Annotated in this window: 10 protein-coding genes; 1 reads left to right on the plus strand and 9 read right to left on the minus strand. The window is 71.3% G+C overall.

Translation table 11 applies throughout. From position 1 onward, the window contains the following. Window positions 1-74 precede the first annotated feature (74 nt). From uvrC to BGP79_RS09800, 9 genes are all read right to left on the minus strand, one after another. Complete coding sequence (gene uvrC / locus BGP79_RS09760) at window positions 75-2,117, minus strand: excinuclease ABC subunit UvrC (RefSeq protein ID WP_076695016.1); 2,043 nt, start codon at window positions 2,115-2,117, stop codon at window positions 75-77. A gap of 8 nt (window positions 2,118-2,125) precedes the next feature. Beyond that, window positions 2,126-2,794, minus strand: a complete 669-nt coding sequence (locus BGP79_RS09765; protein ID WP_076695018.1) for a 1-acyl-sn-glycerol-3-phosphate acyltransferase — start codon at window positions 2,792-2,794, stop codon at window positions 2,126-2,128. After that, entirely contained in the window at window positions 2,791-3,552 is a 762-nt protein-coding gene (locus BGP79_RS09770) for an HAD hydrolase-like protein (RefSeq protein WP_233121350.1), read from the minus strand. Before BGP79_RS09770 ends, BGP79_RS09765 begins: the two co-directional genes overlap by 4 nt. A gap of 82 nt (window positions 3,553-3,634) precedes the next feature. Then, complete coding sequence (uvrA, locus tag BGP79_RS09775; RefSeq protein WP_233121401.1) at window positions 3,635-6,511, minus strand: excinuclease ABC subunit UvrA; 2,877 nt, start codon at window positions 6,509-6,511, stop codon at window positions 3,635-3,637. A gap of 67 nt (window positions 6,512-6,578) precedes the next feature. After that, the gene (locus tag BGP79_RS09780) at window positions 6,579-7,010 is read right to left on the minus strand and encodes a GntR family transcriptional regulator (RefSeq protein WP_233121352.1); all 432 of its coding nucleotides are present in this window, start codon (window positions 7,008-7,010) and stop codon (window positions 6,579-6,581) included. Next, a complete protein-coding gene (locus tag BGP79_RS09785) occupies window positions 7,007-8,926 on the minus strand; it encodes an ABC transporter ATP-binding protein (RefSeq protein WP_083701766.1) in 1,920 nt (639 codons plus the stop codon). Before BGP79_RS09785 ends, BGP79_RS09780 begins: the two co-directional genes overlap by 4 nt. After that, the gene (locus tag BGP79_RS09790) at window positions 8,923-10,734 is read right to left on the minus strand and encodes an ABC transporter ATP-binding protein (RefSeq protein ID WP_076695022.1); all 1,812 of its coding nucleotides are present in this window, start codon (window positions 10,732-10,734) and stop codon (window positions 8,923-8,925) included. The genes BGP79_RS09785 and BGP79_RS09790 overlap by 4 nt, the downstream gene beginning before the upstream one ends. A gap of 177 nt (window positions 10,735-10,911) precedes the next feature. Next, entirely contained in the window at window positions 10,912-12,834 is a 1,923-nt protein-coding gene (locus BGP79_RS09795; RefSeq protein ID WP_076695024.1) for an MDR family MFS transporter, read from the minus strand. Window positions 12,835-12,845: 11 nt separating this feature from the next. Then, window positions 12,846-13,370, minus strand: a complete 525-nt coding sequence (locus tag BGP79_RS09800) for a MarR family winged helix-turn-helix transcriptional regulator (protein ID WP_076695025.1) — start codon at window positions 13,368-13,370, stop codon at window positions 12,846-12,848. A gap of 86 nt (window positions 13,371-13,456) precedes the next feature. Between BGP79_RS09800 and BGP79_RS09805 the strand changes: the two genes are divergently transcribed. Beyond that, on the plus strand, window positions 13,457-14,107 hold the full coding sequence (locus BGP79_RS09805) for an MBL fold metallo-hydrolase (protein ID WP_076695027.1): 651 nt from the start codon (window positions 13,457-13,459) through the stop codon (window positions 14,105-14,107). Window positions 14,108-14,239 lie beyond the last annotated feature (132 nt).

A 14,239-nucleotide genomic window follows, 5' to 3' on the forward strand; every position in this document is an offset into this window, starting at 1 on the left:
CCTCGTTCCACCCTAGTGGCCCCGCGAACCCCGGCTCGCGGCGGTCTCCGCGTCCGGCCCGGGACCGAGGCCGCTCAGTCGAGCAGTTCGCCCGTGCTCACGTTGACGGCGGCGCGCTCCGTCCCGCCGTCCGTCGCGCCGTCGCCCTCCGCGTCCTCCGCGCCGCTTCGCGCTGTGCTCTCCCCCTCGGTGAGGGAGGGCGAACCGAGGGTGCGCATCACGGAGATCGCGAGGGCCTGGCCGACCCCGGGTACGGCGGTCAGTTCGGCCAGGTCCGCGGCACGCAGCTTCTTGACCGAGCCGAAGGCCTTGAGCAGCGCCTTGCGCTTGACGGGGCCGAGACCGGGCACGTCGTCCAGCTCGGAGGCGGTCATCGCGGCGGAGCGGCGCTGCCGGTGGAAGGTGATGGCGAACCGGTGCGCCTCGTCGCGCACCCGCTGGAGCAGGAACAGGCCGTGCGAGGCGCGGGGCAGGATGACGGGGAACTCGCTGTCCGGCACCCACACCTCCTCGAGCCGCTTGGCCAGCCCGACGACGTCGATGTCGGTGATGCCGAGGTCCGCCAGCGCACGTCCCGCCGCCGCGACCTGCGGCGGTCCGCCGTCGACGACGACGAGGTTCGGCGGGTAGGCGAACTTCGGGCGGGCCCCGCCGTGGACGGGGTCAACCCCCGCTCCCCCGCGCGGCACCGGGCCGCTCGCGGCCCGCTCCGCCTGCTCGGTGAGGTAGTTGCGGAACCGGCGGTGGATGACGTCGTACATCGCGGCCGTGTCGTCGCGGGCGGCGTCGCCGTTGATGCCGAACTTGCGGTAGTCCGACTTCTTGGCCAGCCCGTCCTCGAACACGACCATGGAGGCCACCACGTTGGTGCCCTGCACGTGGGAGATGTCGTAGCACTCGATCCGCAGCGGGGAGTCGGTCAGTTCGAGCGCGTCCTGCAGTTCCTGCAGCGCCGCGGACCGGGTGGTCAGGTCCCCGGCGCGGCGGGACTTGTGCAGGCGCAGCGACTGGACGGCGTTCTCCCGCACGGTGTCGGCCAGGGCCGCCTTGTCGCCGCGCTTGGGCACGCTGACGGCCACGTGGGAGCCCCGCAGCCCGCTCAGCCAGCTGGTGACGTCCTCGAGGTCGGCGGGCAGCTCCGGGACGAGCACCTGCCGCGGGATCCGCTCGTTCTCCCGCGTCGCGTCGCCGTAGACCTGCTGGAGCAGCTGCTCGATCAGCTCGGCGTCGTCGCTGTCGTCGACCTTCTCGACGACCCAGCCGCGCTGGCCGCGGATCCGGCCACCGCGGACGTGAAACACCTGGACCGCGGCCTCGAGCTCGTCCTGCGCGATGCCGAACACGTCGGCGTCGACCGACTCCTTGAGCACGACGGCATTCTTGGTGAACGCCTTGGTCAGCGCGCCGATGTCGTCGCGCAGGGTGGCCGCCCGCTCGTAGTCGAGCTCGGCGACCGCGGCGTGCATCTTCTTCTCGAGCTCGGTGATGAAGGGCTGCTGCTTCCCGGCCATGAAGTCGCAGAATTCCTGGGCGATGTCGCGGTGCTCCTCGGGAGTGACCCGGCCGACGCACGGCGCCGAGCACTTGCCGATGTACCCGAGCAGGCAGGGCCGACCCGCCTGCTTCGCGCGCCGGAAGACGCCGCCGGAGCAGGAGCGCATGGGGAAGACCCGCAGCAGGGTGTCCACGGTGTCCCGGATGGCCCACGCCTGCGAGTAGGGCCCGAAGTACCGGGTGCCCTTCTGCTTGTCGCCGCGCATCACCTGGACGCGGGGGAACTCCTCCCCCATGGTGATCGCGAGGTACGGGTAGGACTTGTCGTCCTTGAACGCGATGTTGAACCGCGGGTCGTACTCCTTGATCCAGGTGTACTCCAGCTGCAGGGCCTCGAACTCGCTGCCCACCACCGTCCACTCGACGCTGGACGCGGAGAAGACCATGGTGCGAGTCTTGGGCAGCAGGGTGCGGGGCGAGGCGAAGTAGGAGTTGAGCCGTGACCGGAGGTTCTTCGCCTTGCCGACGTAGATGACGCGCCCGTGCTGGTCGCGGAACCGGTAGACGCCCGGGGTGGTGGGGATCTCGCCGGTCTTCGGGCGGTAGGTGCGGGGGTCCGCCACGCCGCCCCCTACTCGGCGCCGGGCCGCTGGTTGTAGCGGCCGACGCGTTCCTGGCCGGTCAGTCCCGCGATGGCCTCCATGATGCGGTCGGTCACCTCACGGCGCTGCGGCAGGGAGTGGCCCGGGCCCACGCGGTCGAAGTAGAGCGGCTCGCCGACCTTCATGGTGAAGCGGCGGGGCGTGACCATCATGCTGTCGGCCGGCTGCAGCTTCTCGGTACCGATCAGGCCGACCGGGACGACGGGCGCGCCCGTGGTGAGCGCGAGCCACCCGACACCGGTCTTGCCGCGGTAGAGCTTGCCGTCCCGGGAGCGGGTGCCCTCCGGGTAGATGCCGAACACGTCGCCCCGGTCGAGGACCTCCAGCGCGGTCTGCAGTGCGGCGACGCTCGCGGCCTGCTCGCCCCGCTCGACCGGGATGGAGCCGATGCCCTCGAAGAACGTGCGCATCGCGGCCCCCTTGAAGCCCGGGGAGGTGAAGTATTCCGCCTTCGCGAAGAAGCTGACCCGACGCGGCATGAACGAGGAGACGATGATGCTGTCCAGGAACGAGAGGTGGTTCGGCGCGACGATCACCGGGCCCGACGCCGGGAAGTTGGCCAGACCGGACAGGCGCGGGCGGCAGCTGAGCCGGAAGGCGGCACGGGACGCGGCCCGGGTGGACTCGTAGACGCTCACGCGACCGCACCTCCGGAGACGGAGGGTGCGTCGGCGGGCGGGGCGACCAGCCGGACGACGGCCGACTCCAGCTCGCGGGCACTGCCGACGACGACGGTGGCTCCCGCGTCCACCAGTTCCCGGTCCCCGGCGAAGCCCCAGGCCACGCCGATGCCGGGCAGGCCGTTCTCGGCGGCGCCGAGCATGTCGTGCTGCCGGTCGCCGATCATCACGGCCCGGTGGGCGGCAGTAGCGCTCGTCCCGGCGGCTCTCGTCCCGGCGAGGCCGAGGTCGGCGAGGGCGGCGGCCACGATCTGCGTCTTGGTCAGCGGCACCGGGTCCGCCTCGTCGTCGGAGGAGCCGTGCACGACGTCGAACGCGTCGAGCAGGCCGGTCGCGGCGAGCAGTTCGGTGGCCAGGCCGACCGGCTTCTGCGTCGCGACGGCGAGCCGGTAGCCGTGCTCCCGCAGGCGCACGAGCAGGTCCGCGACGCCCGGGTACACCCGGCTGGCCGCCATGCCTTCCGCGCGGTACCGCTCCCGGTAGGTCGCGATGACGGCCGCGAGCCGGTCCGCCGGCACGCCCGCGACCGCACCGAGGGACTGGGCCAGGGGCGGGCCGACCATGCTGCGCAGGGCGGCGTCGGGCGGGATCGGCAGCGCGTGCTGGGCGAGGGCCTGCGTGATGCCGCCGGTGATCGCACCGGCCGGGTCCACGAGCGTGCCGTCGAGGTCGAACAGCACGGCCGGGGCGGCGGAGTGGAAGGTGTCGACGGTCACCGGGGAAGTTTCCCACATCGTGACAGAGCCGCCCAACCACGCATTCCGCCCCCGGCATACAACGGTGCGGGCATGGTCACGCTCAGGACGCCGCCGGCACGAGCAGCTCGGTGAGGAACTGCCCGGTGTAGGAGGCCTCGACCGCGGCCACCTGTTCGGGGGTACCCGTGGCGAGCACCGTGCCGCCGCCGGAGCCGCCCTCGGGCCCGAGGTCGATCACCCAGTCGGCGCTCTTGATCATGTCGAGGTTGTGCTCGATGGTGATCACCGTGTTGCCCTTGTCCACGAGGGACTGGAGCACGAGCAGCAGCTTGCGGATGTCTTCGAAGTGCAGGCCGGTGGTCGGCTCGTCGAGCACGTAGACGCTGCGGCCGTTGGAGCGCTTCTGCAGCTCGCTGGCGAGCTTGACGCGCTGCGCCTCGCCGCCGGAGAGCGTCGTCGCCGGCTGGCCGAGCCGCACGTACCCGAGCCCGACGTCGACCAGGGTGTTCAGGTGCCGAGCGATCGGGGTGAACGCGGCGAAGAACTCCGCGGCCTCCTCGATCGGCATCTGCAGCACCTCGGCGATCGTCTTCCCTTTGTAGTGCACCTCGAGGGTCTCCCGGTTGTACCGGGCCCCGTGGCACACCTCGCACGGCACGTAGACGTCCGGCAGGAAGTTCATCTCGATCTTCAGCGTGCCGTCGCCGGAGCACGCCTCGCAGCGGCCGCCCTTGACGTTGAAGGAGAAGCGGCCCGGGAGGTAGCCGCGCAGCTTCGCCTCGTTGGTCTCGGCGAAGAGCTTGCGGATGTGGTCGAAGACGCCCGTGTAGGTGGCCGGGTTGGACCGCGGCGTCCGCCCGATCGGGCTCTGGTCCACGTGGATGACCTTGTCCAGCTGCTCGAGGCCCTCGACGCGGGTGTGCCGGCCGGGCACCTGCTTGGCGCCGTTGAGCCGGTTCGCCATCGTCTTGTAGAGGATGTCGTTGACCAGGGTGGACTTGCCGGAGCCGGAGACACCGGTGACGGCGGTGAAGACGCCGAGCGGGAACGAGACGTCCACGTGCTGCAGGTTGTTCTCCCGCGCGCCGACGACCTTGACCATCCGCTTGCGGTCCACCGGTCGCCGGGTGGCGGGCGGGTCGATCGAGCGGCGGCCGGCCAGGTAGTCACCGGTCAGGGACATGGTGTTCTGCAGCAGGTCGGCGTAGCTGCCGGAGTGCACGATGGCGCCGCCGTGCTCCCCCGCGCCGGGGCCGACGTCGACGATCCAGTCGGCCTCCTGGATGGTGTCCTCGTCGTGCTCGACGACGATCAGGGTGTTGCCGAGGTCCCGCAGCCGGGTCAGCGTCTGGATCAGCCGGCGGTTGTCCCGCTGGTGCAGCCCGATGGACGGCTCGTCGAGGACGTACAGGACGCCGACCAGCCCGGAGCCGATCTGGGTGGCCAGCCGGATGCGCTGCGCCTCCCCACCGGAGAGGGTCCCGGCGGGACGGGAGAGGTCGAGGTACTCGAGCCCGACGTCGAGCAGGAACGTCAGCCGCGCCTCGATCTCCTTGAGCACCTGCGCGGCGATCTGTCGCTCACGTTCGGTCAGCTGCAGGTCGCCCAGGAACGCGGCGCACTCGCGCAGCGGCAGCGCGGTGACCTCGGCGATGGACCGGCCGTCGATCAGCACGGACAGCGACGCCGGGTTCAGGCGGGCGCCGTTGCACTCGGGGCACGCGACCTCGCGCATGTACTCCTCGTAGCGGTCACGCGTGCTGTCCGATTCCGTCTCGGCGTGCTTGCGCTTGATGTACGCGATCACGCCCTCGAAGCCGGTGCTGTACGTGCGCTCGCGGCCGAACCGGTTGCGGTACTGGACGGTGACCTTGTGGTCCTTGCCCAGCAGGATGGCCTTCTTCGCCGCGGCCGGCAGCTGCGCGAACGGGGTGTCCAGGTCGAAGCCGAGCTCCTTGCCCAGGCCCTCGAGCAGGCGGTTCCAGTACTGGGTGGTGGACGTGCCGAGCGTCCACGGGGCGATCGCCCCCTCCTCGAGGGTCTTGCCCGGATCCGGGACGACGAGGTCCTCGTCGACCTCGAGCCGGGTCCCGATGCCGGTGCACACGGGGCACGCGCCGAACGGGTTGTTGAAGGAGAACGAGCGCGGCTCGATCTCATCGATCGCGAGCGGGTGCTCGTTGGGGCAGGCGAGGTTCTCGCTGAAGGCGCGGGTGCGGCCGGCGTCCTCCGCGTCCAGGTCGACGAAGTCGGCGAGCATGCGGCCCTCGGCCAGCAGCAGCGCCGTCTCGACGGAGTCGGTGAGCCGCTGGCGCATGCCCTCGCGCACGACGAGCCGGTCGACGACGACGTCGATGGTGTGCTTGTACTGCTTGCCGAGCTTCGGCGGCTCGGTCAGCTGGATCTGCTTGCCGTCGACGACGGCACGGGAGAAGCCCTTCGCGGACAGGTCGGCGAACAGGTCGACGAACTCGCCCTTGCGGCCGCGCACGACCGGCGCGAGCACCTGGAAGCGGGTGCCCTCCTCCATCTCGAGCAGCTGATCGACGATCTGCTGCGGCGTCTGCTTCGTGACCGGCTCCCCGCACACCGGGCAGTACGGCCGGCCGACGCGGGCCCACAGCAGACGCAGATAGTCGTAGATCTCGGTGATGGTGCCGACCGTCGACCGCGGGTTGCGGGAGGTGGACTTCTGGTCGATCGATACCGCCGGGGAGAGACCCTCGATGAAGTCGACGTCGGGCTTGTCCACCTGGCCGAGGAACATGCGCGCGTACGCGGACAGGGACTCGACGTAGCGTCGCTGGCCCTCGGCGAAGATGGTGTCGAACGCGAGCGACGACTTGCCCGAGCCGGAGAGGCCGGTGAAGACGATCATCGCGTCGCGCGGCAGGTCGACGTCGATGTTGCGCAGATTGTTCTCCCGCGCGCCCTTCACGGTCAGCCGGGAGGAGTCGTGCGTCATCAGTCGGGTCATCTCAGCGTTGGGCACGGCGTCCATCCTATCGAAGACCCGTTCGAACGGCAGGCCGTCGGCCGCCGGTTCAGCCGTCGGCGGACCTCGCCGCGGCCATCGCCGCCCGCATGCCGCCCGCCTCGGCGGCGGCCTCCCAGGCCGCCCGCAGCATCGTCCCGGCCTCGGTCTGGTCCAGACCCGCGGCCCGCGCGGCTCGCGCCAGGTCCCGGGCGGCCGCGGCCACCCGCTCCCGGGCCGCGTCGGTGGCGGCGACCGTGGTCCCGGCCCGGCCGGCGGTGACGACGATGCCCGCCTCCTCCAGCTCCCGGTAGGCGCGGGCCACGGTGTTCGCGGCGAGGTGCAGCTGCTGGGCCAGGGTCCGCACCGGGGGCAGCCGGGAGCCGGCGGGCAGCTGCCCGGTGGCGGCCGCGGCGGCGATGAACCGGCGCACCTGCTCGAACGGCGCGGTGGAGCTGGCGGGGTCGATGTGGAGCGCGTCGATCAGGGAGAACCCGGTCACCGGCTCACCTCCTCCTCGATGGCGGGCGCGGCGAACTGCGCGTTGTACAGGTCGTAGTAGTGGCCGCGGGCGGCGAGCAGGGACTCGTGGTCCCCCTGCTCGACGACGCGCCCGTCCTCGAGCACGACGATCACGTCGGCCTCCCGGATGGTGGAGAGGCGGTGCGCGATGACGAAGCTGGTGCGCCCCGCGCGGAGGCGGTTCATCGCCTGCTGGATCAGCACCTCGGTGCGGGTGTCCACCGAGCTGGTCGCCTCGTCGAGGATGAGGATCTCGGGGTCGGCGAGCTGGGCGCGGGCGATGGTGACGAGCTGCTTCTGCCCGGCGCTGAGCGCGGACCCCTCGTCGGAGAGCACCGTGTCGTACCCGTCGGGCAGTGAGCGGACCAGGTGGTCCACCGAGGTGGCCCGGGCGACGGCCACGATCTCGTCCTCCGTGGCGTCGGACCGCCCGTACGCCAGGTTCTCCCGGATGGTGCCGCCGAACAGCCACGGGTCCTGCAGGACCATGCCGAAGTGGCCGCGCAGCTCGTCCCGGGTCATCGCGGCGATGTCGACGCCGTCGATCGTGATCCGGCCGCCGTCCAGCTCGTAGAACCGCAGCAGGAGGTTGACCAGCGTCGTCTTCCCGGCGCCGGTGGGGCCGACGATCGCGACCGTCCGGCCGGGTTCGGCGCGCAGGTCGAGGTGGTCGATCAGCGGGGTGTCCGGCCGGTACCGGAAGGACACGTCCTCGAACGCGACGAGGCCGCGCGCGACGGGCAGCCGGGCCGGCTCGACCGGATCGGGGCTCTGCTCGGGCGCGTCGAGCAGCTCGAACACGCGCTCGGCGGAGGCGAGACCGGACTGGAGCAGGTTGAGCATGCCGCCGAGCTGGCCGAGCGGCTGGGAGAACTGCCGGGCGTACTGGACGAAGGCCTGGACGCTGCCGATGGTGATCAGGCCGGAGGCGACCTGGATGGCCCCGACCACGGCGACCGCGACGTAGACGAGGTTCGAGACGAACATCATCAGCGGCATGATCAGGCCGGAGATGAACTGGGCGCGGCGACTTGCCTCGTACAGCTCGGTGTTGGTCGCGTCGAACCGGGCCCGGGCCTCCGCCTGCCCGCCGAACGCGGTGACGACCTCGTGACCGGTGAACATCTCCTCGATGTGCGCGTTCAGGGCGCCGGTGCGGTTCCACTGCGCGACGAACTGGGGCTGCGAGCGGCGCGCCACCAGCACGGTGATGACCGCCGAGATGGGGATGCTCACGACGGCGACGACCGCGAGCGTCGGGGAGATCGAGATCATCATGACCAGCACCCCGACCACGGTCAGCACCGAGACGACGATCTGCGTGAGCGTCTGGTTGAGCGTCTGCGCGAGGTTGTCGATGTCGTTGGTGACGCGCGAGAGCACCTCGCCACGCGGGTGGTCGTGGAAGTGCGCCATCGGCAGCCGGGACAGTTTGTCCTGCACGGAGCGGCGCAGCGTGTACATGGCCCGCTGCACCGACGCGGCGATCAGCCTGGCCTGCAGCCAGTTGAGCACGAACGCCACCACGTAGAGGGCGAGCACCCCGAGCAGGATCGCGGAGAGCCGGCCCGTGTCGAGGCCCTGCCCCGGCACGAACGACATCCCGGAGAGCAGGTCCGCCTGCTGCTGCTGTCCGGAGGCCCGCAGCCCGGCGATCAGCTGGTCCCGGGACACGCCGGCGGGCGTCATCCGGCCGACCGCGCCGGCGAAGACGACGTCGGTGGCCGCTCCGAGGATCTTCGGGGCGGCGACGGTCAGGCCGACGGCGCCGACGGCCATCAGCACGACCAGGCCGAGACGCCCGGCGTCGGGGCGCATCACCCCGGCGAGCCGGGCGATGGTGGCCTTGACGTGGAGCGGCTTGCTCGGGGGCGCTCCCCGTCCGCGCATGCTCATGCCGCCTCCTCGGCGCTCAACTGGGACTCGACGATCTCGCGGTAGGTGTCGCAGCCGGCGAGCAGCTGCTCGTGCGTGCCGGTGCCGACGACGGCGCCCTCGTCCAGGACGATGATGCTGTCGGCGTACCGGATGGTGTTGACCCGCTGGGCGACCACCAGGACGACGGCGTCGCGGGTCCACGGGACGAGCGCGGACCGCACGCGGGCGTCCGTCGCGTAGTCGAGCGCGGAGAAGCTGTCGTCGAAGAGGTAGATGCCGGGCCGGCGGACCAGGGCGCGGGCGATGCACAGCCGCTGCCGCTGGCCGCCGGAGAAGTTGGTGCCGCCGGGTTCGACCGCGGACGCGAGGCCGTCGGGCAGGGCGGTGACGAAGTCGGCGGCGTGGGAGACCCGCAGCGCGGCCCACAGCTGCTCGTCGGTCGCGTCCGGGTCCGCGAGCCGCAGGTTGGACGCGACCGTGCCGGAGAACAAGTGCGCGCGCTGGGGCACGAGCCCGATGCCGGACCGCAGGCTGTCCAGGGTGAGCCCCGTGATGGCGTGCCCGCCGACGGTGATGGTGCCCTCCGTGGCGTCGAGCAGCCGCGGGATCAGGCTCAGCAGCGTGGTCTTGCCGGCCCCGGTCGAGCCGATGACGGCGGTCGTCCGGCCGGGCTCGGCGGTGAAGCTGATGTCCGACAGGACGTCGCGCTGGGCGCCGGGGTACCGGAAGCCGACGTGCTCGAACCGGAGAGCGCCGGTGAGCCGGGCGCGGGGCCGGCCGTCGGCGAGGCCGCCGTCCTGCCTGTCCGGCACGTGCCCGTTCGACCGCTCCCCCAGCAGCACCGCGGCGTCCACCGCGTCGGGGGTGGAGACGACGGAGGGCTCGGCGTCGAGCACCTCCTGGATGCGCTCGGCCGAGACGGCCGCGCGCGGCAGCATCATGAACAGGAACATCGCGAGCATGACCGCCATCAGGATCTGCATGATGTAGGCGAGGAAGGCGGTCAGGGCGCCGATCTGCATCTGGCCGGCGTCGATGCGCATGGCTCCGAACCACAGCACGCCGACCGTGGCGACGTTGACCACGAGCATGATCGACGGGAACATCAGCGCCAGCAGGTAGCCCGACGCGAGCTGGGTGTCCGTCAGGTCGCGGTTGGCGGCGTCGAACCGGTCCGCCTCCTGCCGTTCGCGCACGAACGCGCGGATCACGCTCAGGCCCATGATCTGCTCGCGCAGCACCCCGTTGACCCGGTCCAGCTGGGTCTGGCCCCGGCGGAACAGCGGCACGAGGCGCCGGACGATCAGCCCGATCACGACGAGCAGCACGGGCAGCACGACGAGCAGCAGCCCCGAGAGCGCGACGTCCTGCTGGAGGGCGAGCACGACGCCGCCGATGCCCATGATCGGCGCCGTGACGAGCATCGTGAAGGACATCAGCACGATCATCTGGACCTGCTGGACATCGTTGGTGCTGCGGGTGATCAGGGACGGCGCACCGAAGTGGTTGACCTCGCGCGCGGAGAAGCGCTGGACGGAGCCGAACACCTCGGCGCGGGCCTGCCGGCCCACGCTCATCGCGACGCGGGCGGCCAGCAGGATGGCGCCGATGTTGCAGAGGATCTGCCCGACCGTCATGACGAGCATCAGGCCGCCGAGCGACCAGATCACCCCCAGGTCGGCCTTGACCACGCCGTCGTCGATGATGTCGGCGTTCAGCGTCGGCAGGTACAGCGTGGCGAGGGTCTGCAGCAGCTGCAGCACCACGATCGCGATCACCGCCGCCCGGTGCGGGGCCAGGTGGCGGCGGACCAGTCGGATCAGCATCCCGGTCTCCCTTCCGTGCTTCTCTCCGTCATTGTCGTGCTCTCGGCGGGCTGGGCGTCCAGCGGGCCGTTCGATCCGGTCCCCGGCGGCCGGACGAGCCGTCGGGGCGGCGTCCGGAGGCGCCGACGGGGCGGCACCCACCCGTCGGGTGGACACCGCCCCGAGGGACGTGCCGGGTCAGCGGCGCGCGGCCTCCAGTGCGTCGATGCGTTCGGCGTCGAGATCCTCGATGCCGGTGTGGTCGGCGTCGTTCTCCGTACGGTCGTCCGCACGGTGGTCGGCGCGGTGGGCCGCCGGGGCGGCGTGCCGGCCCCGGCGAACCGGAGCCTCGTCGGCGTCCGCGTTCCGCTCGTCGTCCGCCGTGGTGGCGGCGGCGTGGCGGCCGCGGGCCGGGGTGGCGTCGGCCGACCGCGCGTCGTCCGACGGCCTGCCGGCGACCGTGCCCGCGGCGGTGACCCCGGTGGCCGGGAGCCCGACGATCGGAATGGAACCCGACGGCGGGGTGGCCTTCGCGGCGTCCACCGGCTCGGTGCTCGGCTTGATGTCGATGGTCGAACGCAGCGTCCGCTCCTTGATCAGCAGCACCGCGATGAGGACCACGATCGCGACGATCGCCGCGTACCGGAAGATCAGGCCGGTCGCGTCGCCGTACGCGGCCTGGATGACCTCGCGGACCGGGCCCGGCAGGGCATTCAGGTCCAGGGAGGCGCCGGAGGTACCGCCGGAGGGCCGGATGCCGTGGGCAGCGAGGCCCTGCGTCGTCAGGTCGGTGACCCGGTTGCCGAGCACCGCGCCGAGGACGGCCACGCCGATGGCGCCGCCGAAGGAGCGGAAGAAGGCCACCGAGGCGCTGGCCGCGCCGATGTCCTGCGCCCGGACCGTGTTCTGGACGGCGAGCACGAGGTTCTGCATCAGCGCGCCGGTGCCGAGACCGACGAGGAAGATGTAGATGCTCACCTGCCACAGCGGGGTGGTGTGGTCCAGCGTGGACGCGAGGCCGAGGCCGGCGATCAGCAGCACGGACCCGATCACGAGGTAGCGCTTCCACTTGCCGAAGCGGGTGATCAGCTGACCGGCCACCGTGGTGGCGATCAGGTTGCCGAAGATCATCGGCAGCATCAGCAGGCCGGCCTCGGTCGGCGTGTAGCCGCGGGCGACCTGGAAGTACTGGCCGAGGTAGGTGTTGCCACCGAAGAGGCCGATGCCCACCGCCACCGAGGCGATGATGGCCAGCGCCGTCGTGCGCTCGGAGACGATCTTCAGCGGCACGATCGGCTCGGACACCTTCGACTCGACGAGGATGAAGAGCGCGATCAGCACGAGGCTGCCACCGACCATCCACACGGTCTGGGGCGACCACCAGTCGTAGTAGTCGGCCTTGCCGGCGAACGAGACCCAGATCAGCAGGATGCTGACGGCGGCGGCGAGGAGCACGGCGCCGACCCAGTCGATGGAGACGCGGCGCTTGACGTTGAGGTGACCCAGGTGGAGCTTGAGCTGGATGATGATCAGCGCGATCACGGCGAGCGGCACGCAGACGAAGAAGGTGCCCCGCCAGCCGAGCGGGCTGTCGACGATCAGACCGCCGAGGAGCGGGCCGCCGGACATCGCGACCGCCATGACGGCGCCCATGTAGCCGGCGTACCGGCCACGCTGACGCGGCGGGATGATGGTGCCGAGGATCGCCTGGGCGAGCGCGGTCAGACCACCCATGGCCAGGCCCTGGACGACACGGCCGACCATCATGACGGGGATCGTCTGCGCGATGCCGGCGCCGATGGAGCCGAGGACGAACATGACGATGGAGATCTGGACGAGCAGCTTCTTGTCGAACAGGTCGGCGAGCTTGCCCCAGATCGGGGTGGAGGCGGCGTTGGCCAGCAGCGCGGCGGTGATGATCCAGGCGAAGTCCGTCTGGGTGCCGTGCAGGTCGCCGACGATGCGCGGCAGCGCGTTGGCGACGATGGTCGAGGAGAGGATCGCGGTGAAGAACGCCGCGAGCAGCCCGGTCAGGGCGGCCATGATCTCCTTGTGGGACATGTGCGGTTCGTCGGGTGGCGTCGTCGACGCGACCGGTTCCGCTGCGGTGGTGCTGCTCATGAAGGTTTCCTCTACGCGGTCGTGATGGCTGCTTCGGGGGCGCTCGCGGGCGCCTCCCCCGGATCTCCGTCGTGACGGAGCCGGACGTTCTCGTGCTGGGCGATCTGGAAGACCTCACTCAGTCGGCCCAGGGTGCGGGTGGCGTGCTCGGCCTCGGCCTCGTCCCACCCCGTCAACAGGTCCTTCAGGCGCTGCGTGCGCTCCGCCGTGACCGCACCGACCAGGTCGCGACCCGAGGCGGTGACCGACAGCAGGCTCGCGCGGCCGTCGTCCGGATCGGGGCGGCGGCTGAGCAGCCCGCGGTCCTCGAGGGCGGAGATCTGGCGGCTCAGTGCGGACGTGCCGATCCCGAGGTCGTCGGCCAGATCCGTCGCGCGCCGTTCCGAGGAGGAACACAGCATGAAGAGGATGCCCACATGGGCCATCCCGACGCCGTCCGCGGCCGCCGTCGACCGCGCGGTCACGTGCTTGATGGTGCGCTGCAGTCGGGTGATCTGCTCCACCAGGGCGGCGGCGGTACTCTCGGTGACGGTCATGATCTCCTCCGTCGTTTTGTTGACCTAACCAACAATACGGTTCGATGCTTGCTTAGGTCAACTAACTACGTCGTTATGCTCATCACATGACCGACATCGCCGTGACCGCCCTGACCGACGTGGTGCTGCGCAGCATCAGTGTCGGCCCGATGGACAACAACGTCTACCTGCTGACCTCCCGCCGCTCCGGCGCCCAGGTGCTGATCGACGCCGCCGCCGACGCCCCGGCGATCGAGCAGCTGCTCGCCTCGTCCGGCGAGGACTCCCCCGCCGAGCCCCGGCTCGCCCTCATCATCACGACCCACCGGCACCACGACCACGTGGGCGCCCTCGCCGCGGTGGCCGAGCGGACCGGCGCGCGGACCGCCGCCGGCCGGGACGACGCCCCCGCGATCGACGTGCCGACCGCGGTGCTGCTCGACCACGGCGACGTCGGGCAGTTCGACGGGTTCGATCTGGAGGCGATCGCCCTGCGCGGGCACACTCCGGGCTCCGTCGCCCTGCTGCTCCGCGACCCGGAGGGCCCGGACCACCTGTTCAGCGGGGACTCGCTCTTCCCCGGCGGCGTGGGCAGGACCGCCGGCCCGGAGGACTTCGCGTCCCTGTACCGCGACGTCGTGGAGCGCGTGTTCGACGTGCTCGACGACGACACCGTCGTCCACCCGGGGCACGGGCTGCCGACGACGATCGGGGCGGAACGCCCGGCGCTGCCCGCCTGGGAGAAGCGCGGGTGGTGACAGCCGCCACACTTCTTTCGACGATCTGACCCATCCGGGAGGGCGACCCGCTCCGAACCCGGGGTGAACGATCAGAAACAGCGATCCGTCGTGCGTGCCGGCGACCGGATCGCTGACAGGGGGGGCCTGAGG

The organism is Tersicoccus sp. Bi-70, assembly GCF_001968825.1.
GTDB lineage: Bacteria > Actinomycetota > Actinomycetes > Actinomycetales > Micrococcaceae > Tersicoccus.